This window comes from Bradyrhizobium sp., from assembly GCF_030646015.1.
Lineage (GTDB): Bacteria > Pseudomonadota > Alphaproteobacteria > Rhizobiales > Xanthobacteraceae > Bradyrhizobium.
Genome location: NZ_JAUSLT010000087.1, coordinates 1 through 23,807 on the forward strand (window position 1 = coordinate 1; position 23,807 = coordinate 23,807).

Consider the following 23,807-nt stretch of genomic DNA (forward strand, 5'->3'; position numbering starts at 1 on the left):
GCACCGGATTCCCTGTCCCTCGCCGCGACGCTAGCGCATCCGCGAAACTCGGTTGCCCAACCGGCCGATATGCCATCCCAGCCCTCTCCACAGCTAGGTCGCCAGTGAATCGCAGATTCGCCTTTATGCAAAGCTCTCGCAAGCGAGCGGGAGAGGGGCGCACCGGCGATGCTGCTAAATTGAGATCCTATTCGATCAAGCCTGGTCCAACCCATACAGCGTATGCAGCGTGCGTACCGCGAGTTCGGTATACGCCGCGTCGATCAGCACCGAAAACTTGATTTCGGAGGTGGTGATGGCGCGGATGTTTATGTTGCGGGCGGCCAGGGCTGCGAACGCCTGCGCCGCGACGCCGGCATGGCTGCGCATGCCGCTGCCGATCACCGAGACCTTGGTCACGTCGGTGGCGCTGTCGAGCCGGGCATAGCCGATGGCGGCCTTGGCTGCCGTGATGGTGTCGCGGGCGCGGGCATAGTCCGAGGCCGGCACCGTGAAGGTGAGGTCGGTGGTCTTGCCGTCTTCCGAGACGTTCTGCACGATCATGTCGACGTTGATATTGGCTTCCGCCAGCGGGCCGAAGATCGCCGCGGCGATGCCGGGCTTGTCCTCGATCTGGCGGACGGAAATCTGGGCTTCGTCCTTGGAAAAGGCGATGCCCGTGACGACGTGGCTTTCCATGATTTCCTCCTCGCTGCAGATCAGCGTGCCCGGCGGCTGATTAGCGTGCGGGTCGATATCCTCGGGCTTGTCGAAACTGGAGCGGACGAAAATCGGCATGTTGTGCACCATGCCGAGTTCCACCGAGCGGACCTGCAGCACCTTGGCGCCCTGCGACGCCAGTTCCAGCATGTCCTCGAACGCGATCCGGTCGAGCCGGCGGGCTTTTGGAACCACGCGCGGGTCGGTGGTGTAGACGCCATCGACGTCGGTATAGATGTCGCAGCGGTCGGCATGGATCGCGGCGGCGATCGCCACCGCCGAAGTGTCGGAACCGCCGCGCCCGAGCGTGGTGATTCGCTGCGTGGCGGGATTGATGCCCTGGAAGCCGGCGATCACGGCGACTTCCTTGCGGTCCTTGAAACGGTTGATCAGCTCGGCGCCGTCGATCTCGAGAATCCGGGCCGAGGCGTGGGCGTCGCTGGTCCGAATCGGGATCTGCCAGCCCTGCCAGGAGCGCGCCTGGATGCCGAGCGCCTGCAGCGCGATCGCCAGCAGGCCGGCGGTGACCTGTTCGCCGGAGGCCACCACGGCGTCATATTCGCGCGCGTCATGCATCGGCGACGCCTCGCGGCACCATTCCACCAGCTCATTGGTCTTGCCGGCCATCGCGGATACCACCACGGCGACCTCGTGGCCGGCGTCGACCTCGCGCTTCACATGGCGCGCGACGTTGCGGATACGTTCGATATTGGCGACGGATGTGCCGCCGAATTTCATCACGAGGCGGCCCATGACGACTGGTGCATTCCCTGAGGGGTTGAGTATGGTGGCCGGCGCGCAAAACCAGAGCGCGCCGCCCGAAAGGCGCGTATACATAACGGCGCGGTTGCGGGCAAGCAACCGGATCCCGGCTATCCCTCGGCTATTCCCCGGGATTGGCGGGAATGCAGCGGTTCTGAGGTAATTGAGGCCAGCGTATGGGGCGTTATATCGACGATATCCTGCAGCCCGGCGAGAAGGTGCTGTATTCGACCAACACGCACTGGATCTTCTTCCTGCCGGCGATCACGGGCTGGATCGTGGCCATTGCGTTCTTTGTGGTGTCGGGAATGGTCCCGGGCGGCACCCCGATGCTGCTGTCCCTGTCGATGTCGGCGCTCTCGGCGATTTTCGCGCTGTACAAGACCGCAACCGCCTGGTTCCACCGCTGGACCACCGAGACCGACGTCACCAATCTGCGCGTCGTCCACAAGACCGGGTTCATCCAGCGGCAGACATTCGAGATGAGTCTCGACAAGGTCGAGAGCGTCGACGTCAACCAGAGCATTCTCGGCCGCATCCTCAACTACGGCAACGTGTCGATCTTCGGCGTCGGCGAGGGCAACAAGACCATCGACACCATTGCCTCGCCGCTCGAATTCCGCAACCACATCACCGCGCGATAGGAGCGGCGCGCAATCCATGGCCATGCAACAGAATCCTGCCAATTTTTCCGGCGCGTCCGCATCCCCGGGCGCTACTGCATCCCCGGGCGCTACTGCGTCCCCGGGCGCAGCGGCGTCTACCGTCGACCCCGCCGAGATCGCGAAATTCTCGAAACTGTCGGACGAATGGTGGGATCCCAACGGCAAGATGGCGCCGTTGCACAAGATCAATCCGCTGCGGCTGACCTATATCCGCGACGCCGCCTGCCGCAAGTTCGAGCGCAACGTCAAAAGCCTGAATTGCCTGTCCGGCCTGCGCATCCTCGATATCGGCTGCGGCGCCGGCCTGCTTTGCGAGCCGTTCACCCGGCTCGGCGCCCAGGTGATCGGCGTCGATCCGTCCGCCACCAACATCGCGGCGGCGAAATTGCACGCCGACAAGGCCCATCTGTCGATCGATTATCGCTGCACCACCGTCGAGGAGATGGACGTGCGCGAACGCTTCGACATCGTGCTGGCGATGGAGGTGATCGAGCACGTCAGCGACGTCGGCATGTTCCTCAATCGCTGCGCGGCGATGCTGAAGCCCGGCGGCATGATGGTGGTCTCGACGCTGAACCGCAACTGGAAGAGCTTCGCGCTCGCCATCGTCGGCGCCGAAGACGTGCTGCGCTGGCTGCCGCGCGGCACCCATCAATGGGACAAATTCGTCACCCCCGACGAACTGACGCACCATCTGCACAACAACAAGCTCGGGATCACCGAGCAGGCCGGCGTGGTCTACTCACCGTTCGCCGATAAATGGAGCCTCTCGTCCGACATGGACGTGAACTACATGGTGGTGGCGGAGGGGATTTAATCTCTTACCCTCCCCTGGAGGGGGAGGGTCGGCGCGCAGCGGAAGATGCGCGACGGGGTGGGGTGACGGTCCCTCAACCCGCGGACCTGTTCGAACGAGAGACTGTCACCCCACCCCGACCGCTCCGGACGATGCTGCGCATCGCCGGGCGCGGTCGACCCTCCCCCACCAGGGGAGGGTGAAGCAGGTCCCCCCATGTTCACCCTCGCCTCGCTCTGGATTCCCTTCACCATCGTTGCTGCGCTCGGCCAGGTCGCGCGCAATGCGATGCAGCGGCAGCTGACCGGGCCGCTCGGCACCTGGGGCGCCACCAATATCCGCTTCCTGTTTGGCTTTCCGTTCTCGATCCTGTTCTTCGTTGTCGTGATTTTCGCCACCGGCGATGCGGTGCCATGGCCGACCGCTTCGTTCTTTCCTTGGCTGCTGCTCGGCGCGCTCAGCCAGATCGCCGCCACCGCCCTGATGCTGCTGGCGATGAATGACCGTTCCTTCGTGGTGACGACGGCGTATCTGAAGACCGAGGCGATCCAGACGGCGATCTTCGGCTTTGTCTTTCTCGGCGATCACCTCACCACGCTGAAGGTGATCGCGATCGTGATCGCCACCGTCGGCGTGGTCATCACCGCGCTGCGGCCGGGCGGCGAAAAGGGTTTTGCCGAGTTGAAGCCGACCATCATCGGCCTGGTGGCCGCGGCCTTCTTCGCGCTGTCGGCGATCGGCTTTCGCGGCGCCATCATCACGGTGCCCGGCGTCTCCTTCGTGACGGCCGCGACCTATACGCTGGTCTGGGGGCTGTTCGTGCAGACCTTGGTGCTGACGATCTATCTGCTGACGCGGGCGCCCGACGTGCTGAAAAAAATCTTCGGCCTGTGGAAGCCCTCGATGCTGGCGGGCTTCATGGGCGCGTTCGCCTCGCAATTCTGGTTCCTGGCGTTCGCGCTGACGGCGGCCGCCAATGTGCGCACGCTGGCGCTGGTCGAGGTGCTGTTCGCGCAGGCGGTGTCGTATTATTCGTTCAAGCAGGCGCTGTCGGCGCGCGAATTGTCCGGCATCGCACTGATCGTGATCGGCGTGGCCATGCTGGTGGCGGTGTAACGACCTTCCCCCTCCCCTGGAGGGGGAGGGTCGGCTCACATTGAGCGCAGCGAAATGTGAGACGGGGTGGGGTGACGGTCTCTCAACTCGGGCACTGTTCAGGATGAGAGACCGTCACCCCACCCCGCCGCTCATTTCATTCGCGTCGACCCAAGAGCGAGCTTCGCTCGTCTCGACCCCTCCAGGGGAGGGTAAGAAAGATCAATTCCTGTCGTCCGGCAGCACCGGCAGCGGCGACACTTCGACGCCTTCGTCGATCAGGGAGCGGGCTTCCTCGGGCGAGGCCTCGCCGTAGATCGGGCGGTGCTCGATATCGCCGTAGTGCATTTTGCGCGCTTCATGGGGGAAACGCTCGCCGACATTGTCGGCGTTCTTGACGATATGGTCGCGCAATTCCTTCAGCTTGGCGCGCAGTTCGCGCTCCTGCGCCATCAACAGCGGGGTCGATCCCGGTGCGGTGACCTCGGCGGGCTGCGCCGGTGCCGGAACGTCGGTAACCTGGCTGTCGCGGCCCTTCTTGCTGACGATCTGCGGCGCCATGATCGCCCGCTCGACTTTTGCCGACCCGCAAACCGGGCAGTTCACCAGCTTGCGCTTCTCCTGGCTCTCATAGGCCGACGAGCTCTGGAACCAGCTTTCGAAGGTGTGGCCGCGGTCGCAATGCAGGCTGTACCGGATCATGACGATCCTCGCACCAGATGCAGATGCTCCGGACCGGCCTTCGGATCGGCGATGCTGAAACGCCGGCCATGCTGCAGCGACGGCACCGTCTTGCGCGCGGTCTCCACAAGGGACGGATCGATCTTCGCCAGGAACACGCCCGGCTCGGCGCCGCCCTCGGCGAGGATCTCGCCCCAGGGGGCGACGATCAGCGAGTGGCCATAGGTCTCGCGCTTGTTCTCGTGCAGGCCGGCCTGCGCCGCGGCAAAGACAAAACAGCCGGTCTCGATGGCGCGGGCGCGCAGCAGCGTGTGCCAGTGCGCCTCGCCGGTCTTTTTGGTGAAGGCGGAAGGCACGGTGAGGAACGAGGCGCCGCTTTCGGCCAGCGCCCGGTACAGCGCCGGAAAGCGCAAATCGTAGCAGATGGTCAGGCCGATACGGCCCCAGGGCAGGTCGGAGATCACGGCGGTCTCGCCCGGCTGGTAATTGGCGGATTCGCGATAGCTTTCGCCGCCGGGCAGGTCGATATCGAACATGTGGATCTTGTCGTAGCTCGCCAGCACCATGCCGTCCGGGCCGATCAGGAACGAGCGGTTGACGGCCTTTTCCGGCGAAAAGCGCAGCGCCAGCGACCCGACATGGAGATGGATTTTCAGTTCCCGGGCGAGCGCGCGATAGGCCTTCAGCGACAGGTCGTCTTCCTCCGGCGCGAGATGCTCGAACAGCGCCTTGCGGTTCAGCTGCATCATGTTGCTGACCTCGGGGGTCTGCACATAGTCGGCGCCCTGGGCTGCGGCCTCGCGGATCAGCTGGGTGGCTTGTTCGAGGCTGGGACCCGGCAACAGCCCGGTGCGCATCTGCACCATGGCGGCGGTAAAGCTGAGGTCAGTGCTCATCAATTGGCCTTCTCGCCCGCGAGCAACGAATCGAGCTTGCCCGCGCGGTCGAGGGCGTAAAGCTCGTCGCAACCACCGACATGGCTATCGCCGATCCAGATCTGCGGAAAGGTCGCGCCCATGCCGGCGCGATCCCACATCTGCTGGCGAAGCGCCGGATCGGTGGCGACATCGTGTTCTGTGAACGCGGCTTTTTTGCGCGCCAGCAGCGATTTGGCGGCGGTGCAATAGCCGCAGCCCGGACGGGTATAGATTTCGATGGCAGCGGTCATGTCGCGCTCGACTGTTCCAGTGATCCCGGCTTGAAGTATCTGATTATATGGGGGCTTTGAAGGTGTCCACAACCCGGGCGAAGACCAGCACGTCGACCGAAGCAGCTTTCGCGCGCAACAGCGCCCGCGCGCAGGCATCGGTCGTCGCCCCCGTGGTCAGGACGTCGTCGATCAGCACCACGCGGCGGCCCTGAATGTCGGCGGCACGATCGGGCGCGACCTTGAAGGCGCCCTGTACGTTGCTGGCGCGCTGCGACCGCGACAGCCCGATCTGCTGCTGGGTCGGCCGTACCCGCCGCAGCGCCTCGGCAGCCAGTTTGACGCCGGTCTGGCGTTCGATCACCCGCGCCAGCGCACCGGACTGGTTGTAGCGGCGGCTCCAGCCGCGCCGCCAGTGCAGCGGCACCGGAACCAGCACGTCGGCCTCGCCGAGCAGCTCGCGGCCGGCCCGCGCCATCCAGCGGCCCATCGCGGGCGCGAGATCAGTGCGGTCCTGGTATTTCAGGGCATGCACCAGCGTGCGGGCGACGTCGTCATAGCGCACCGCGGCGCGGGCGCGCGCATAGGCCGGCGGATTGGCGATCGCCTCCATCGACAAAAGATCCGGGCCGGGATCGTAGACGAAGGGAATGCCGAGCCGCGGGCAATAAGGCGGTGCGATGAACGACAGCTTGGCCCAGCATCCGGCACAGACGCCTTCGCCATCGACCGGCTCGCGGCAGGCGACGCACAAAGTCGGCAGCGCGATGTCGAGCGCGAGTTTTGCGGCGTGCGCCCACGCCCCGTGCGCGAGGCGCCATGCGCCGCGCAGATGGCCGGTGAGGGAGCGGGACGGTGATGTCTGGGCGTCCATGGGATGAGGCTAACGTTGGCTCCATCAACTCTCAAGCAACAAAGTCGGCATCGTGCCCCGGATGCAGCGCAGCGCGAAGCGGTGCGCTGCTGAGCCGGGGCCCATCTTCTTTAGCCGCATCTGGGTCCCGGCTCAGCGGAGCAGCGCAAGAGCGCTGCACCGCGTCCGGAACACGAGATTGCATTTGACCCGCCGGCCGGCGTACCAACCCGGTCATGGCCCCGAGTCCAACCGCAGCCCCCCTCCTGTTCGACCGCGCTTTGCTGCGGGCTCGGCAGTCGCGTGCGTTGGCGCTGGGCCCCGCGACCTTCCTGCTCGATCGCGTCGCCGAGGATATGGCGGAGCGGCTGCAGGCGGTGCTGCGCGAATTCAGGGATGCTGCCGATATCGGCACATCAGGCGCACAGCTGCGTACCGCGTTGTCCGGCCGCGTCGAAGCGCTCGCGTCGGTCGATCTGCCCGACGTCGAAAGCCGGGGGCTCGCACTCGCGCCGCAGTCGCTCGATCTCGCGGTATCGGCGCTGGCGTTTCAGTTCGTCAACGACCTGCCTGGGGTGCTGGCGCAAATCCAGCGTGCGCTGAAACCTGACGGGCTGTTGCTGGCGGCGATGATTGGCGGCGATACGCTGACCGAACTGCGGCAGGCCTTTGCCGCGGCGGAGGCGGAATGTGAAGGCGGCGTGTCGCCCCGCGTGGCTCCATCAGCCGACCTGCGCGAGATCGGCGCGCTGCTGCAGCGTACAGGCTTTGCGCTGCCGGTGACCGACGTCGACCGTGTCGTGGTGCGCTATGACAGCGCCTTCGCGCTGATGGCCGATCTCAGGCGGATGGGCGCCACCAATATCCTGGTCGAACGGCGGCGGACGCCGACCCGCCGCGCCACGCTGCTGCGGATGGCGCAGATCTACAGCGAGCGTTTTGCGGATTCCGACGGCCGCATCCGCGCCACCTTCGATGTGATCTGGCTGTCCGGCTGGGCGCCGCATGCGAGTCAGCAGCAGCCGCTGAAGCCGGGTTCGGCGAAAGCCAGCCTGGCCGAGGCGGTGAAGCGGCTTGCGCCCGAATGACCTGTCCCAGCGCAGTATGAGGTACTTTGATACCATCAATCTTACTGTGCATGGGTTGTTTTCGAGATTTTTGTCCAGGCCCTGCAGCGCCCCGCCGAAGGGACGCTTTGCCGGGTCACATCAACAGATCGATCAGATGCGGGATCAGCGGGATGTCCGCCTGCGGCATCGGAAAGTCGCGCAGTTTGTTGGCGCGGACCCAGGCCAGCTGCTGCCCCTCGCGCGCGATCACCTCGCCGTCCCAGCGCCGGCAGATGTAGAGCGGCATCAGCAGGTGAAAATCATCATAGGCGTGGCTGGCGAAGGTCAGCGGCGCCAGGCAATCCGCCTTCACGGTGATGCCGATTTCCTCATGCAGTTCCCGGATCAGGGTCGCTTCCGGCCGCTCGCCGCGCTCGATCTTGCCGCCGGGAAATTCCCACAGCCCCGCCAGCGCCTTGCCCGGCGGACGCCGGGCGATCAGCACGCGCTTGTCGACATCGACCAGCGCGCAGGCGACCACGAGGGTGAGCTTGATGTCAGTCATGCGCGGCGGATGCTTTTCGAAGACGCGGGTTCCGGCGAATTGCCGGCAGTTGGGACAGGGTTCCTTAACCACCAATTTGCTTACCGCCAACTTGTTTATTTGCCCTGTTTTTCTGCGATCGGGATAAGCCGACCTTAATGCGCCGCCGCTAGATTTCGCGGGATTTTGAACCGGTCAGGCATCGTTCATGCGCAAGCTCCTTGGTGAAATCGGCCGCTTTCGCAGCGACAGGTCCGGCAACGTCGCGGTGATCTTCACGCTGGCGCTGCTGCCGATCCTGTCGGCGATCGGCTGCGCGGTCGATTACAGCCGGGCGACCCAGCTCAGGAGCAAGCTGCAATCGGCGATCGACGCCGCCAGCGTCGGATCGGTCGCCAGGAAATCGCCAGCCTTCATTGCCGCGGGTTCGATGACCGTGGACGGTCCGATAGCGGTCGGCGTGACCGACGCGAAAGCCATCTTCGACGGCAACATGTCGGGCGTAACCGGCTATACGCTCAACAGCGTGACGCCTGTCGTGACCAAGACCGGCATGGTCATCACCTCCACCGTGACATTCTCGGCCGATGTCCCGACGGTATTTCTCACCGTCATGAACAAGAGCACGATGACGGTCACCGGCAGTTCGACTTCCGTCTCCAAGATGCCGCAATACATCGATTTCTATCTGCTGCTCGACAATTCGCCCTCGATGGGCGTGGGGGCGACTCCGACCGACGTGGCGACGATGGTCAACAACACATCGGACAAGTGCGCCTTCGCCTGTCACGATCTCAATGACAACAACAACTATTATAAGAAAGCCAAGGCCCTCGGGGTGACGACGCGGATCGACGTGCTGCGAACGGCGACACAGCAATTGATGGACACCGCGTCTGCCACGCAGACCTACACCAACCAGTTCCGGATGGCGATCTACGACTTCGGCGCGTCGGCCAGCACCGCCGGCCTGCGGACGTTGTTTGCGCTGTCTTCATCCCTGAGCAGTGCCAAGACCGCCGCCGGCAACATCGATCTGATGACCGTCCAGGGTCAGAACCAGAACAACGACATGGATACGCAATACACCAAAATTTTTCCGGCGATGAACAGCGCGATCAGCAATCCGGGAACCGGCACCTCCGGGTCACCGCTGAAGTATCTGTTCTTCGTCTCCGACGGCGTCGCCGATGAACAAAACAGCGGCTGCCTTAAACCAAAGGCGTCGAGCAATCGATGCCAGTCGCCGATCAATCCGGCGCTCTGCAAGCAATTGAAGGACCGCGGCATCAAGGTCGCGGTGCTGTACACCACCTATCTCGATCTGCCGACCAATTCCTGGTACAATACCTGGATCAAGCCGTTCAATGCCGGGCCGTACGACCCCGCCTCGGTGAACAGCGAGATCGCGACGAAGATGGAGGAGTGCGCGTCACCGGGCTTCTACTTCGAAGTCACCCCGACCCAGGGCATCTCGGAGGCGATGAACGCGCTGTTCCAGAAGGCCATCTCCGACGCCCGCATCAGTAACTGATACTCCGTCATCCTTCGAGGCGCGCCCAAGCGGGCGCGCACCTCCAGCGACAACGGCCAGGCCGTTGCGCGGGGATGACGGCGAGATCGTTGCGCCGGGATGACGGTCGTGGATTACGACCGGTAGTCGCCGTTGATCGCGACATACTCCTTGGTGAGGTCGCAGGTCAGCACGCGGTCGCGGCCCTTGCCGAGGCCGAGCGCGATCTTGATCTGGATCTTCGGGTTCTTCATCGCCGCCGATACTTCGGCCTCGTCATAGGACGGATCGCGCGCGCCGTTCCTGGCGACGCGGATGCCGTTGAACGAGATCGAGAGCTTGTCGCGGTTGGCGGGTTCGCCGGCCTTGCCGACCGCCATCACCACGCGGCCCCAATTGGCGTCCTCGCCGGCGATCGCGGTCTTCACCAGCGGCGAATTCGCCACCGACATCGCGATTTTTCGCGCGGATTTCTTCGTGGTGGCGCCGTCGACGACGATCTCGATCAGCTTGCGCGCGCCTTCGCCGTCGCGGGCGATCTGTTCGGCGAGATCGGCCAGCACCGCGTGAAACGCCCTGGCAAAGGCTTTCAGGCGCGGGTCGCTGGCCCGGCTGATCTTCGGCGCGCCGGCAGCACTTGCGGCCCCCGTGGCGAAGGCGAGCAAGGTGTCCGACGTCGAGGTGTCGCCGTCGACGGTGACGGCATTAAAAGTGTCCTCGACGCCGCTCTTGAGCAGCGATTGCAGCGCGCCCGCGCTGAGCGGCGCGTCGGTGAACACGAAGGCCAGCATGGTCGCCATATCAGGCGCGATCATGCCGGAGCCCTTGGCCATGCCGTTGATGGTGACCTTCGCCTTCCCGAGCTTCACGGTCGCGGTCGCGACCTTCGGAAAGGTGTCGGTGGTCATGATCGCTTTGGCGGCGGCCATCCAATCGCCCGGCGCGGCCGTTTCAGCCAGCGTGTCGAGCACGCCGTTGAATTTGCTGGCGTCGAGCGGTTCGCCGATCACGCCGGTCGAGGCGAGAAATACCTCATTGAGGCTGCATCCGGCCGCCCTGGCGGCTATCGAGGCCGTCAGCGAGGTCGACTGCCGTCCGGTCTTGCCGGTGAAGGCGTTGGCGTTGCCGGAGTTCACCACCAGCGCGCGGGCAATCCCGCGGCCCAGTTTGGCCCGGCACCAATCGACCGGCGCCGAGGGGCATTTCGATTGGGTGAAGACGCCGGCAACGGTGGTGCCCTTGTCCATCAACGCCAGCAGCACGTCGGTGCGGCCCTTGTAGCGGATTCCCGCGGCAGCGGTCGCGAGCCTGACGCCCGCGATCGCGGGCATCTCGGGGACATCGGTCGGGGCGAGGGGAGAGACAGCAAGGGACATGAGGGCTTCCGGCTATGAGGCGAGGGAAGCGCTCTGTATCATCTCTCCCCGCTGGCGGGGAGAGGGCGTAAATCTCTCGTCGTCCCCGCGAAAGCGGGGACCCATAACCACCGGCGTCGAATGTGACAAATGGCCTCGACCACTTTCCCAAGTCGGGGAAATCACGCGGTATGGGTCCCGGCGTTCGCCGGGACGACGGTAAAACTTACTTCTTCGCCGGGGGCGCCATCTTGGAGTCGGCGGGCTTGGCCGCATCCGGCTTGGCGTCGGTCTTGGCGTCGGTTTTGGCCGCCTCGTCGGGCTTGTCCATGCGCTCGACCTTGGCGGCCTCGCGCAGCTTCGCCACGTAGTCGGCCTGCGCCTTGCGCGTCACATAGGTCTCGATCTGGGCCTTGACCTGTTCGAACGCCGGGGCCTGCCGGTTGCGCTTTTCCTCGACCTTGATGATGTGCCAGCCGAACTGCGACTTGACGGGATCCGAGATCTTGCCGGGCTCCAGCGTGAAGGCGACGGCGGAGAATTCCGGCACCATCTGGTCCTTGGTGAAGAAACCGAGATCGCCGCCGTCGGAAGCGCCGGGATCCTTGGATTTCTTCTTGGCGAGCTCGGCAAAGTCGGCGCCCTTCTTCAACTCGGCGGCGATCGCCTTGGCATCGTCCTCGGACTCGACCAGGATATGCCGGGCGTGAACTTCCGCTTCGCCGGTGATCTGCTTGGAGGCGTCCTCATAGACCTTCTTCATGGCCTCGTCGGTGGTTGCGGTCTTGCCCTCGCTGGCCAGCAGGCTGTCCATCAGGAGGCGGTTGCGGGTAAACGCCAGCCGCTTCTTGAAATCCTCGTTGTTTTCGACCTTCTTGTCCTCGGCGGCCTTGGCGACGATCTTCATGTCGATCAGGAAGGCCAGCACGTTTTCCCGCTTGGTCGAAGGGTCCATCTGCGCGAGGCTCGGTCCGAGTTCTTCCTCGGCCAGCGTGAGGTCGCTCTGGCGGATCTCGGCGCCGTTGACCTTGGCGAGCACGGGGTTGGCGTCCTGCGCCCGCACCGGCAGGGCGGCCAGCAGCACCATGGCGAGCGCGCCGGTCACGGCGGCGGAGGCGACGCTGAGACGCAGGCCGGGTTTCATTTCCGGGAACGACGGGGTCATGGAAAATCCTTATCTTCAAAGCTGGGGGCTGTTCGGGGCCGCGGGACACTCGCCCAATCGGCCAGCCTTGGCAACGCGAAAAGGGTGTCAGAATGATGAAATCCTTGAGAGTTCGCGCCGTTGACAAGCCTCTGGCACAGCCATATCTCTGCAAAACCGGGTCGATGGGGATGGCGCGTATTTGGCTGCGTTTTGGCCGTTGAACCTTGGATTGCTGAATTCCCACTCATTGGGCGGATGCTCCCCGGATCGGGGTCCGCGCCGCGATGCGTCACGATGAGTTGATAGGCACCCGGTGGACCATTTCACGGCGGCAACGCCGAACGATACAGACAGGAATTTGGCATGATCGGCGCGCTCGCCCGCAAGTTTTTCGGCTCCGCCAACGACCGCCGGGTCAAGGGGTATCAGTCCCGCGTTAACGCCATCAACGCCCTGGAACCCGAGATCGCGGCGCTCTCCGACGAGGCGCTGAAAGCCCGCACCGCCGAATTCCGCGCCCAGCTCGCCGGCGGCAAGACGCTGGACGACATTCTGGTTCCCGCCTTCGCCACGGTGCGCGAGGCGGCCAAGCGCACGCTCGGCCAGCGCCATTTCGACGTGCAGCTGATCGGCGGCATGGTGCTGCACGAGGGCGACATCGCCGAGATGAAAACCGGCGAAGGCAAGACCCTGGTCGCGACGCTCGCGGTCTACCTCAACGCGCTGGCCGGCAAGGGCGTCCATGTCGTTACCGTCAACGACTACCTCGCCAAGCGCGACTCCGAATGGATGGGCCAGATCTACGGCTTCCTCGGCCTCACCGTCGGCGTGATCGTGCATGGGCTGGATGACGGCGAGCGCAAGAATTCCTACGCCTGCGACATCACCTACGGCACCAACAACGAATACGGCTTCGACTATTTGCGCGACAACATGAAGTACCGGCTCGAGGACATGGTGCAGCGCGGCCACGCCTACGCCATCGTCGACGAAGTCGACTCGATCCTGATCGACGAGGCGCGCACGCCGCTGATCATTTCCGGTCCGCTCGACGATCGTTCGGAATTCTACAACACCATCGACACCTTCCTGCCGAAGCTCGACAAGGCCACCGACTTCGAGGTCGACGAGAAGCAGCGCACGGTGACGCTGACCGAAGCCGGCATGGAAAAGATCGAGACCCTGCTGCGCGACGCCGGGCAGCTCAAGGGCGAGTCGCTGTACGACGTCGAGAACGTCTCGGTGGTGCACCACATCAATCAGGCGCTGCGCGCGCACTCGCTGTTCCAGCGCGACAAGGATTACATCGTCCGCGACGACGAGGTCATCATCATCGACGAGTTCACCGGCCGCATGATGCAGGGCCGCCGCTATTCCGAAGGCCTGCACCAGGCGCTGGAAGCCAAGGAGCACGTCCAGGTCCAGCCGGAAAACCAGACGCTGGCCTCGATCACGTTCCAGAACTATTTCCGGATGTACGACAAGCTCGCCGGCATGACCGGCACGGCGCTGACCGAAGCCGACGAGCTGTTCGACATCTACAAGCTCGAAGTCGTGGAAATCCCCACCAACGTGCAGGTGGCCCGCCTCGACGAAGACGACGAGGTCTACCGCACCCAGAACGAGAAATACGCCGCGATCCTGGCCGAGGTGGAGCGCGCCAATGCACGGCTGCGGCCGGTGCTGGTCGGCACCGCCTCGATCGAGAAGTCCGAAGTGCTGGCCGATTACCTCAAGAGCCACGGCTACAAGCAGCTCGACTTCGAAAGCCCGAAGTCGATGCAGAAACTGTACGACGCCGCCCGCGCCGGAAAACCGGCAAAACTGTTCGCGGTGCTGAACGCGCGCTTCCACGAGCAGGAAGCCTATATCGTCGCAGAGGCCGGCGTGCCCGGTGCGATCACGATCGCGACCAATATGGCCGGCCGCGGCACCGACATCAAGCTCGGCGGTTCGCTGGAAATGCGGATCCTGCATGAGACCGCCGATATTACCGACGAGGCCGAGAAGGCCGCCGCGATCGAGCGCATCAAGGCCGACGTCGAACGCTTCCGCGAGATCGTGCTGAAGGCCGAGGACGTGGTCGAAATCGAACCCGCGAAGGGCTCGAAGCCGGCCAAGACCATTACAAAGCCCGGCGGGCTCTACATCATGGGCTCCGAGCGCCATGAATCGCGGCGCATCGACAACCAGCTGCGCGGCCGCTCCGGACGCCAGGGCGATCCCGGGCGCTCGAAATTCTTCCTGTCGCTGGAAGACGATTTGATGCGGATCTTCGGCTCCGACCGGCTCGACAGCATGCTGACGCGGCTCGGCCTGAAAGAGGGCGAGGCCATCATCCATCCCTGGATCAACAAGGCGCTGGAGAAGGCGCAGCAGAAGGTCGAAGCCCGCAACTTCGACATCCGCAAGAACCTGCTGAAGTTCGACAACGTCCAGAACGACCAGCGCAAGGTGATCTTCGAACAGCGCGTCGAGCTGATGAAGAGCGAAAGCGTGGCCGAAATGGTTTCGGACATGCGCCGCGACTTCGTCGACGACGTCGTCGCCAAGCACGTGCCCGAGCACGCCTATGCCGAGCAGTGGGATGTCGCGGGCCTCAAGGAAGAACTGAAGCGGGTGCTCGACATCGACCTGCCGGTCGACGAATGGGCCAGGGAAGAGGGCATCGCCGACGAGGAATTGCTGACCCGCATCGAGCAGCGCGTCGACGAGCACATGGCCGCGAAAGTGGCGCAGTGGGGCCCCGACGTGATGCGTTACGTCGAGAAGACCATCCTGCTGCAGACGCTGGATCATCTGTGGCGCGAGCATCTGGTGATGCTCGATCTTCTGCGCCAGGTGATCGGCCTGCGCGGTTACGGCCAGCGCGATCCGCTGCAGGAATACAAGTCGGAAGCCTTCGCCCTGTACGAGGCGATGACCGCGCACTTGCGCGAAGCGGTGACGGCGCAGCTGATGCGCGTCGAGATCGTGCCGCCGGACGAGCAGCCGCCTCTGCCGGTGATGGAAGCGCACAAGCTCGATCCCACTACCGGTGAAGACGAGATGGCGTTCGCCAGCGCCTCGCTGGTGCCGGCGGCCGCCGCCGATCGCGACCCGAAGAACCCCGCGACCTGGGGCAAGATCGGCCGCAACGAGGATTGCCCCTGCGGCAGCGGCAAGAAGTACAAGCACTGCCACGGCAAGTATGCCTGAGGCGGTAAGCTTCGGCGTGACTTCGTAGGGTGGGCAAAGGCGCTCTTGCGCCGTGCCCACCATCCCTACCAGCGTGCGAGCATGACAATGGTGGGCACGGCGCGAAGAGCGCCTTTGCCCAACCTACGATTCTTCGTGATTGCTTACTTCGCCGCCGAGAAGCGACTGTCGAACGAGCTCGCCGGCACGATCGGCTGCGAACCGGCGACCATGGCGGCAGGCGGGGGCGTATCCGACAGCGAGGGCTTCAGCGCAGGCTTGGCCTCGGCCGGCTTCGGTGCGGCGGGGACTTTCGGCACCGATGCTTCGGGGCGCGGCGGTTCGTGGCGCCTGGTCTCGATGACCTTCGGCTTGGCGGGTGCCGGGGCGGGCGCGGCCGCTGGCTTGGTGGTCGCGGTGGTTTCCGCTCCGCCGATGCCGACCTTGCGGGCCAGGCTGGAGAAGAAGCCGTCGGATTTTTCGGGTGGTGCCGCCGACGCCACGCGGGTTGCGGGAGCAGCCTGAGCGGGGGCGGCCTGGGCTGCCATGGAGGCCGCCAGCGGCTCTTCGGGCGACGAAACGGATCCGCGCGGCGGATTGACGTGGGCCGGAATGGTGCCGGGCGCGCGGGAAATCGCTGCCAGCGACAGGCCCTGGCCGTCGCCGCCCTCCGACAGGCCGGTCGAGGCCTCGGGCAGCTTGGCGGCGAACACCCGGTGCATTCCGCCGTCGATACCGGTATTCAGCCGCGCGACCGGTGTTCCCTTCGAAATCAGCTTGGCGGTCTCGACCTGGTCATGCTGCTGCTTTTCGCGCACGGCGTCGGCGATGTCCTCGGAGATCGCATAGACCGGGCATTTGGCCGAAGCATCGAACACCGGATCCCGCTTGGCATCCGGCGCCTTGATGGCGTCGAACACATATTTCTTCTCGCAGAAATCGACCTTCGGCTCCTGCCGCGTCACCTCGAAATGATCCCAGCCCTGCTTGATCATTTTCCAGAACGGCATGTTCGGGTTGTTGCGATGTTTCGCCATGTTGACCGGCGTCATCTTGAACGGATAGGCCTGCAGCTGGAATGCGCGCTGGCCGCCGAAGAAGGATTCCCGCCCCAGCGAATAGATTTCCGCGATCTGTTCGTCGGTCATGGCGTAGCAGCCGCGCGACGAGCAGTCGCCATGCACCATCAGCTGCGAGCCGGTGCGGCCCAATGCCTTGTCGAAGGCATTGGGGTAGCCGGTATTGAACGACAGATAGAACGACGATTGCGGGTTCATCTGCGCCGGGCTGATGGAATAGAAGCCTTCCGGGGCCTGGCGGTCGCCCTCCCTGACCTTGGGTCCGAGGTCTCCCGACCAGCGGCAGATCGGATAGGTCTTCAGCAGCGCAAAGCGGCCGGAGCGATCCTGTTTCCAGACCTCGAGTTCGGCTTCCTGCTTGAAGATCCGGACCAGCATCGGCGACTGCAGGTCCATGTCCTTCGCCGTCATGTCGGCGATCAGTTTGGGCGAGACCGGCTGGTTGGCCTTGGCGTTATTCGCCAGCGAGATCTGGTCGGTGTTGCAGCCGGCCAGCAGCACACCGGCCGCGAGCGCGGCCGAGGTGATGAGCGCGCGAACCGGCGAGCGATAAATCAATGCAGAGCTCCACACCCCAACGGCCATTCAAAGCGCAATTTTCGCACCCCAAACATAGCGTACATGCCCTGAAGCCATTGACTAAAATACTACCCTTTGGGTCCCCTTGTCGCAAGCCGACGAGGGCCTCCCGGGAGGGTCCCCGTCAGGCATGGTCAATAGAGGTTAAATATTGATGTCCGGGCCTAATTGGGGCGGAAATGGCGGATTCCCAAAAAAGCCTGACGTTAACGAATCTTACCCTCCCCTGGAGGGGGAGGGTCGGCTCGCATCGCAAGATGCGAGACGGGGTGGGGTGATCTCTCAACTCGGGTACTTTTCGGGTGGAGAGACTGTCACCCCACCCCGCCGCTCATTTCATTCGCGTCGACCCCAGAGCGAGCTTCGCTCGTCTCGACCCCTCCAGGGGAGGGTGGGACCGGAGCCTCCAATCAGGCCAGCTTGCGGCCGATATCGAGGAACTTCTGCCGGCGCTGCTGGCGAATCATGCCGGGGTCGAGATTGCGCAGATCGTTGAGGGCCTGCTCGATGGCGTCGCCGGTGGTCGCGATCATGGCGGCGGGATCGCGATGGGCGCCGCCGGCGGGTTCCTTCAGGATCTGGTCGATCACGCCGAAGCGCAGCATGTCCTGCGCCGTGATCTTCATGGAGGTTGCGGCTTCCTGCGCCTTGGTGCCGTCGCGCCACAGGATCGAGGACGCCGCCTCCGGCGAGATCACGCTGTAGATGGCGTGTTCGAACATCAGCACGCGGTTGGCCGTCGTGATCGCGATGGCGCCGCCCGACATGCCTTCGCCGGTGATGATCGCGACATTGGGCACGCCCAGTGCCAGGCAGGCATCGGTGGAGCGCGCGATCGCCTCGGCCTGGCCGCGCTCCTCGGCGCCGATGCCGGGATAGGCGCCGGCGGAATCGACCAGCGTCAGCACGGGAATGCCGAACCGGTCGGCCATCTCCATCAGCCGGACCGCCTTGCGGTAGCCCTCCGGGCGCGCCATGCCGAAATTGTGCTTGATGCGGGATTCGGTGGTGGCGCCCTTTTCCTGGCCGATCACGCAGATGCTCTCGCCGCGGAAGCGGCCGAAGCCGCCGACCAGCGCCTCGTCCTCGCCGAACTTGCGGTCGCCCGCCAGCGGGGTGAATTCGGAGATCAGCGCGTTGATGAAATCGGTCAGATGCGGGCGCTGATGGTGCCGCGCCACCAGCGTCTTCTGCCATGGCGTCAAATTGGCATAGAGGTCGGTCAGCGCCTGCGCCGCCTTCTCCTCGATCCGCGAAATTTCTTCGCCGATGTCGCTGCCGGTGGCCGCCAGCGCGCGCAGTTCGTCGACCTTGGAATCGAGTTCGGCGACGGGCTTTTCGAAATCGAGATAGGTGCTGCGCATGTGATCCGGCATCTGAACAATATAGGGACGAAGCGGCGTGGACGCGAAGCGGTTTCCAGGCGTGCGGAGAAAGCACGCAAATTCAATCGTTTAGCGTGCAGTCCGACGCAAATCGGGGTCCCGTTTCGCATCAAACGCGGAGGGGTCGCGGGCGGGAGATGGCTGTTTCGGGGGAGAAGGCGCCGAAGTCAAGGCGGGCGACAGAGCGATCCTTGTTACCCTCCCCCACCAGCGAGGGTAAGGGTTGCATCGCCGGCAGTTGGGCATCGTCGCCGCTGCCCCTAGAGTATGCCAACGGCATTTTTCTCCCATCCGGAAATCCCCCCATGAGCGCCCTGTTTTCCCCGATCACGCTGCGCGGCCTGACGCTTTCCAATCGCATCATGGTGGCGCCGATGTGCCAGTATTCCGCCGAGAACGGCGAGGCCAATGACTGGCACTTCACGCATATCAACTCGCTGGCGCTGTCGGGTGCGGCGGTGTTCTGCATCGAGGCCACCGCGGTGGAGGCGATCGGGCGCATCACGCCGGGCTGTCTGGGCTTGTGGAACGACGCCACCGAGGCCGCGCTGAAGCCGATCCTGGCATCGGTGCGCAAGCATTCGAAGGCCGCGGTGGTGATGCAGCTCGCCCATGCCGGCCGCAAGGCCTCCAGCCACAAGCCGTGGGACGGCGGGCAATTGATCCCGATCTCCGAAGGCGGCTGGCAGACCGAGGGTCCCTCCGATGTGCCGCACAAGGAAAGCGAAGCGGCGCCGCGCGCACTCGACGATTCCGGCCTGAAACGCATCCGCGACGCCTTCGTGGCGGCGGCGCAGCGCACCGCGCGGCTCGGCATCGACGGCATCGAGGTGCATTGCGCCCACGGCTACCTGTTGCATCAGTTTCTCTCGCCGATATCCAACAAGCGCACCGACCAGTATGGCGGGTCCTTGCAGAACCGCATGCGGTTTCCGCTCGAAGTATTCGACGCGGTGCGCGCGGCGTTTCCGCACGACAAGCCGGTCGGTTTGCGGGTTTCGGCCACCGACTGGATCGAGGGCGGCTGGGATCTTCCGCAGACCATCGAATTCGCGCATGAGCTGAAGAAGCGCGGCGTCGACTGGATCGATGTGTCCTCCGGCGGCGTGTCGCCCTTGCAGAAGATTCCGCTCGGGCCCGGCTACCAGGTGCCGCTGGCGCAGGCGGTGAAGGAAGCCACCGGCGTCACCACCATCGCGGTCGGCCTGATCACGGAAGCGAAGCAGGCCGAGGAGATCGTGGCCTCCGGCAAGGCCGACATGGTGGCGCTGGCGCGCGGCTTTCTCTACGACCCGCGCTGGGGCTGGCACGCCGCCGCCGAACTCGGCGGCGAGGTATCCGCGCCGCCGCAATACTGGCGCTCGCAGCCCTCGACGCAAAAGGCGTTGTTCGGCGCCACCAGTTTCGGGACAAGGTAGGTTTCTTTTTGCTGTCGTCCCTGCGAACGCAGGGACCCATACGCCGTGCAATTGATGTTTGTGCATGGTGTTAACGGGCCTGTTGAACCATTACGCCGTGGCCTCAGATGACCGGGATTATGGGTCCCTGCGTTCGCAGGGACGACGCAAGAGGGTAAGCGTCAGCCAAACCACACCTCCGCCATCTCGCGGCGCGATGCGTCCGAGGTTTGCGTGTATTGCCTCGCCCTCGATAACGCGAGGGCGCAGGGAAAGCCGGGTGCGCGCTGCATCCGCGGTCTCGTGTGCGATAGTGGAAGAAGCAGGCGGCACACGAGCATACAGGTGAAGCGGAAGCATCCGGCTTTCCCTGCGCAGTGGTTTAAGGCTTATACGCGCTCTCCTCGGTGAGCCCTGCACTTTTGCCACCGTCGCCCGCGCAGCCTGGCGCGAACTTGACACCTGCCATTGGGGTGTCGGGACCACACGATTTCGCCACCCGCATCAGGCGTTCTCGTCAGAAGCGCCATCCGCGTCCACCGCTTCCCCGCCCCGCGCTGGTACGTTGCGCAACGCCCCTCTCGATGGGACGGGATGCGGGGATATATAGCGCGGTTTTCATTTCTGGAAAACAGAAATATTTTTGTCGAGGGGGCTTGACACGGTTTCTGGTAATCGGAAGTGATTTGCCCGTCGGGGTGGATTTGTTGAAAGGGCTCGACAATTTGGCGCGGTGCGCGCGACCGCAAGACTCCGTCGCCCCGGCCCCCGAGCCGGGGCCCATACGCCGCGGCCTCACGATGCGGCACGAAGGCCGACGCCTCGCGAAACAATATCCGCCGGTGGCTATGGGTCCCGGCTCGGGGGCCGGGACGACGGCTGTGGGTGTGCCGGGCTTACGCGTCACCCCTCACGCCCCGTCGTCCTGCTTCGCATCATCAGCCAGCCCGGGAGCGGGCGGGGTCTCCAGCGGCACCGCGGTGTACGTCGCCGGCATGTTCACCGGCCGGTACGTCTTGTCCTGCGCGATCTTGTCGAGCGCGGACTGGTGGATCAGGGCGCCCTCGGGAATCAGCCGCGGCTCGCAACACGGAATGTAATAGCCGAACATCGATTTCCGCTCCGGCCATTCCTTGTATTTGTCCTTCTTCGGGATCACCTCGAGCACGCGCCAGCCGGCGTTCATCGAATCGTGCGGCTGCCATGCGGCGGACTCGGGATTGTCGGGATAGGGCAGGAAGTCCGGCGCGACATAGTCGAACGGGCTGCCCTTGCGCTTGCGGCCCCAGCCGAGCTGGTTGACGGTGCGGCGGTCGACCTTGAGGCCGTGCTTGACCGCTTCCTCGATCATCCACAGCAGCGGATATTTCGACAGCGCCGATTGCTTTTCCGGATAACCGCCGCCGATATCGGAATGCACGCCGGCGAACCAGACCTGCACGCTGTCCTGGTCCGTCCAGCTGGACTCAGGGGCGTAGCGGTGCGGCCGGAATTTGCCCGCGTCCCAGGGCTGCGGCCGGAACATGCGCCGTCGCTCGTCGATCGAGATCGCCTGCCGAAAAATCTCGATCGAGGGATTTTCCCGCACGAAGGCCAGTTGCTCCATGCTCCACGGGCTGAACTGCAGTTTTAAGGGATTGATGCGGTCCCAGCGCGGCACGATCACGCTGGCGACGGTGTCCCAGACCCCGACGAATTTGATCGTAGGCCATTTCACGCTGAGGATGCGCGCGTACTGCGCCGCCGGGTCTTCCTTCTGGTCGGGGGCGACGTGAGCGGTGGAAAACTGCTTGTAGGCGGTGAGGCCGCTTCCTGCGAGATTGTTCTGCGGCCGCGAGATCAGCCCGATCTTGTGGATCAGCGCCGCCAGCACCCGCACCGTGTAGGCGCCGCGGGAAAAGCCGAACAAATAGATGTCGTCGCCTTCGCGGTGGTTCTCGACGATGAACTGGTAGGCGCCGAGCACGTTGTCGTCGAGCCCGTATCCGAACGCCAGCCCGATCACCAGCTGGATGTCCTGCCGCAATTTCTTGAACGGATCCGGCCGCTCCAGCGTGCCGACGCCGGGATCGTAGAACACCAGCTGGTTCGGATGCGTCTTCTCGGTCTTGCGCAGCGTCCGGTACAGCTTGAGGACGTTGGAAATGTTTTCGCTGATTTCGTTGCCGGTGCCGTCGCAGCAGATGACGATGTGGCGCTTTTCGGGTTTGGGTTCGGTCGTGTCGGTCATGGATGTGATTTCCCCCGCCTGCAGCCGGAAGTTTAGCGAGGGAAGTGGGGGATTGCGAGGGGGATCTAGGAGTTTGATGGTAAGAGCGAGTTCGTGGCACGAAGCTTGTCGTGACGCACGCGCTACGCCTCACCCACACCCCACCTGCCCCTCAAACCATCCGCTCAACGTCCCCGCCAGCGGCTCCCACGCCCGCTGCAGCCCGCCGAACTGCCTGACCCCCTCCCGATACATCCCCCTCAACTCGCGCTCGATCGCATCCAGATCGACGCCGACCACCTTGCCCTCCCGCACGATGGTGCGCCCGTCGACCACGACATCGCGCACCAGCGCGGCGTTGCCGCGCGCGAACAACAGCTGCAGCGGGTCGACGTCCATGATGGCGTCGCGGTCGAGGCGGTCGAGGTCGAGGGTGACGAAATCGGCGGCGGCGCCGGGCGTGAGTTCGCCGGGGCCGGGGGCGCCGGTGGCGGCGCGGCCGTTGCGGATGGCCAGCGAAAGGAATTCGGGGCGGGTCCAGGTGCGATTGAAGCCGAGGCCGCCATGGGCGAGCTGCACCAGGCGCATCTCGCGGATCACGTCGTCGTCCTCGTCGAGCGCGAGGCCGTCGACGCCGACCGCGATGGCGCAGCCGCATCGGTGCGCGGCGGCGATCGGCGCGAGGCCGGAATGCAGTTGCAGGTTGGACGAGAAATTGGTGACGAGGCGCGCGCCTGACGCGGCGATCATCTCCAGCTCGTCCGGCCGGGCGTGGATGCCATGGGCCAGCGTCAGCCGGGGTGACAGCAGGCCGATATCGCGGAGATAGCGGACGACGCCATCGGGGAAATGCCGGTCGGCATAGGCGCGCTGATAGATGGTCTCCAAGAGATGCATGTGCACGCGGCGATCGGTACGCGCGGAGCTTTCGGCGATGGCTTCCAGCAGCGCCCGCGAGCACCATTGTACGCCGGCGGGGCCGAACTGCACGTCGAGTCTTGGGCCTGATATTTCCGACGCAATGGTCTCGGTCAACGCGATATAGTCGCGCGGCGGCATCGCGGGGCGGACGAACAGTTGCTCGACGGTGCTGCGGTCCTCGGCGGAGAGGGCGGAGAGCACCGGCTCGCTGTCGCCGTAGACAACCGGGTTCTGGTCGCGCACGGCGAGCGCGAAGGCGATGCGGATGCCGACATCGTTGGCGGCGCGGGCGATCTCTTTTGTCTCTTCGACCATCGGCAGTTTGCCGCTCGGCCTTGTGTAATGGATCATCATCGCGCCGCAGCCCGCGCGGGCCGAGCGCGCCATCGCGGAGGCGGCGGCGAGGTAGGGGTCGGGCGGGCTGCCCATGGCGGAGCGGAGAATCCAGCTTTCCAAGGGCATGTCGACGGCGCCGAACGAGGACGCGGTCGGGCGGGCGTGGTCGTGGGCATTGACGAAGGCGGGGATGATGAAGCTGCGCTGCGCTTGTGGCGGTGCTGCGCTTGGCGTGATTGATGTGATGAGGCCGGCGTCGTGGCGGAGCACGACGTTTTGCAGGGTGCCGCGGACAGGGCCGGCGAACAGACTGGTTGCTGTTACTTCGGTGGCCATCACTGCAGTGCCTGTTGTTGCACGAGACGCATCAGCGCTTCACTCCCATCCTCCCACGCGCCCTTGCGCGTGGCGGGGAGGG

19 protein-coding genes are annotated in these 23,807 nt (G+C 64.6%); 7 read left to right on the plus strand and 12 right to left on the minus strand.

The window, feature by feature from the left end; genetic code table 11:
• Positions 1-195 precede the first annotated feature (195 nt).
• Positions 196-1,452 (minus strand): aspartate kinase, encoded by a 1,257-nt coding sequence (locus Q7T45_RS13205; RefSeq protein ID WP_304871357.1) that lies wholly within the window; start codon positions 1,450-1,452, stop codon positions 196-198.
• Positions 1,453-1,637: 185 nt separating this feature from the next.
• Between Q7T45_RS13205 and Q7T45_RS13210 the strand changes: the two genes are divergently transcribed.
• The 3 genes from Q7T45_RS13210 to Q7T45_RS13220 all read left to right on the plus strand — a co-directional run bounded on the left by Q7T45_RS13210 (position 1,638) and on the right by Q7T45_RS13220 (position 4,038).
• Entirely contained in the window at positions 1,638-2,105 is a 468-nt protein-coding gene (locus tag Q7T45_RS13210) for a PH domain-containing protein (protein ID WP_304871358.1), read from the plus strand.
• Positions 2,106-2,121: 16 nt separating this feature from the next.
• Positions 2,122-2,943, plus strand: coding sequence for a bifunctional 2-polyprenyl-6-hydroxyphenol methylase/3-demethylubiquinol 3-O-methyltransferase UbiG (gene ubiG, locus Q7T45_RS13215; RefSeq protein WP_304871359.1), 822 nt, complete (start codon positions 2,122-2,124; stop codon positions 2,941-2,943).
• Between the two features lie 195 nt (positions 2,944-3,138).
• Entirely contained in the window at positions 3,139-4,038 is a 900-nt protein-coding gene (locus Q7T45_RS13220) for a DMT family transporter (RefSeq protein ID WP_304871360.1), read from the plus strand.
• A 201-nt stretch (positions 4,039-4,239) separates the two neighbouring features.
• On the opposite strand, the gene Q7T45_RS13225 is transcribed toward Q7T45_RS13220, so the two are convergent.
• From Q7T45_RS13225 to Q7T45_RS13240, 4 genes are read right to left on the minus strand one after another with little or no spacing between them, the layout of a single operon-like run.
• Positions 4,240-4,719, minus strand: a complete 480-nt coding sequence (locus Q7T45_RS13225; RefSeq protein WP_304871361.1) for a DUF1178 family protein — start codon at positions 4,717-4,719, stop codon at positions 4,240-4,242.
• Positions 4,716-5,594 (minus strand): carbon-nitrogen hydrolase family protein, encoded by an 879-nt coding sequence (locus Q7T45_RS13230; protein ID WP_304871362.1) that lies wholly within the window; start codon positions 5,592-5,594, stop codon positions 4,716-4,718. Before Q7T45_RS13230 ends, Q7T45_RS13225 begins: the two co-directional genes overlap by 4 nt.
• Positions 5,594-5,866, minus strand: a complete 273-nt coding sequence (gene grxC / locus Q7T45_RS13235; protein WP_304871363.1) for a glutaredoxin 3 — start codon at positions 5,864-5,866, stop codon at positions 5,594-5,596. Before grxC ends, Q7T45_RS13230 begins: the two co-directional genes overlap by 1 nt.
• 43 nt (positions 5,867-5,909) lie before the next feature.
• On the minus strand, positions 5,910-6,719 hold the full coding sequence (locus Q7T45_RS13240) for a ComF family protein (RefSeq protein ID WP_304871364.1): 810 nt from the start codon (positions 6,717-6,719) through the stop codon (positions 5,910-5,912).
• Between the two features lie 215 nt (positions 6,720-6,934).
• Between Q7T45_RS13240 and Q7T45_RS13245 the strand changes: the two genes are divergently transcribed.
• Positions 6,935-7,786, plus strand: coding sequence for a methyltransferase domain-containing protein (locus Q7T45_RS13245; protein ID WP_304871365.1), 852 nt, complete (start codon positions 6,935-6,937; stop codon positions 7,784-7,786).
• A gap of 115 nt (positions 7,787-7,901) precedes the next feature.
• Here Q7T45_RS13245 and Q7T45_RS13250 read toward each other — a convergent pair whose 3' ends face one another.
• Positions 7,902-8,312, minus strand: coding sequence for a (deoxy)nucleoside triphosphate pyrophosphohydrolase (locus Q7T45_RS13250; RefSeq protein ID WP_304871366.1), 411 nt, complete (start codon positions 8,310-8,312; stop codon positions 7,902-7,904).
• 187 nt (positions 8,313-8,499) lie between these two features.
• Here Q7T45_RS13250 and Q7T45_RS13255 point away from each other — a divergent pair, with 187 nt between their 5' ends.
• Positions 8,500-9,825 carry a TadE/TadG family type IV pilus assembly protein gene (locus Q7T45_RS13255; protein WP_304871367.1) on the plus strand — a complete coding sequence of 442 codons (1,326 nt, stop codon included), beginning with the start codon at positions 8,500-8,502 and terminating at the stop codon, positions 9,823-9,825.
• A gap of 113 nt (positions 9,826-9,938) precedes the next feature.
• Here Q7T45_RS13255 and argJ read toward each other — a convergent pair whose 3' ends face one another.
• A complete protein-coding gene (argJ, locus tag Q7T45_RS13260; RefSeq protein WP_304871368.1) occupies positions 9,939-11,180 on the minus strand; it encodes a bifunctional glutamate N-acetyltransferase/amino-acid acetyltransferase ArgJ in 1,242 nt (413 codons plus the stop codon).
• Positions 11,181-11,385: 205 nt separating this feature from the next.
• Positions 11,386-12,324: a peptidylprolyl isomerase gene (locus Q7T45_RS13265; protein WP_304871369.1), complete on the minus strand. Its 939-nt coding sequence runs from the start codon at positions 12,322-12,324 to the stop codon at positions 11,386-11,388.
• Between the two features lie 345 nt (positions 12,325-12,669).
• On the opposite strand from Q7T45_RS13265, the gene secA reads away from it, so the two are divergent.
• A complete protein-coding gene (gene secA / locus Q7T45_RS13270) occupies positions 12,670-15,504 on the plus strand; it encodes a preprotein translocase subunit SecA (RefSeq protein WP_304871370.1) in 2,835 nt (944 codons plus the stop codon).
• A 143-nt stretch (positions 15,505-15,647) separates the two neighbouring features.
• Here the strand turns inward: secA and Q7T45_RS13275 are convergent, their stop codons facing one another.
• Together Q7T45_RS13275 and Q7T45_RS13280 are read right to left on the minus strand one after the other, a co-directional pair.
• Positions 15,648-17,120 carry a L,D-transpeptidase family protein gene (locus Q7T45_RS13275; protein ID WP_304871371.1) on the minus strand — a complete coding sequence of 491 codons (1,473 nt, stop codon included), beginning with the start codon at positions 17,118-17,120 and terminating at the stop codon, positions 15,648-15,650.
• A 431-nt stretch (positions 17,121-17,551) separates the two neighbouring features.
• On the minus strand, positions 17,552-18,517 hold the full coding sequence (locus Q7T45_RS13280; RefSeq protein ID WP_304871372.1) for an acetyl-CoA carboxylase carboxyltransferase subunit alpha: 966 nt from the start codon (positions 18,515-18,517) through the stop codon (positions 17,552-17,554).
• Positions 18,518-18,831: 314 nt separating this feature from the next.
• Here Q7T45_RS13280 and Q7T45_RS13285 point away from each other — a divergent pair, with 314 nt between their 5' ends.
• Complete coding sequence (locus Q7T45_RS13285) at positions 18,832-19,944, plus strand: NADH:flavin oxidoreductase/NADH oxidase (protein WP_304871373.1); 1,113 nt, start codon at positions 18,832-18,834, stop codon at positions 19,942-19,944.
• Between the two features lie 889 nt (positions 19,945-20,833).
• Here the strand turns inward: Q7T45_RS13285 and Q7T45_RS13290 are convergent.
• Entirely contained in the window at positions 20,834-22,153 is a 1,320-nt protein-coding gene (locus Q7T45_RS13290; RefSeq protein WP_304871374.1) for a DUF2235 domain-containing protein, read from the minus strand.
• 129 nt (positions 22,154-22,282) lie between these two features.
• The gene (locus tag Q7T45_RS13295; protein ID WP_304871375.1) at positions 22,283-23,725 is read right to left on the minus strand and encodes an amidohydrolase family protein; all 1,443 of its coding nucleotides are present in this window, start codon (positions 23,723-23,725) and stop codon (positions 22,283-22,285) included.
• Between the last annotated feature and the right edge of the window lie 82 nt (positions 23,726-23,807).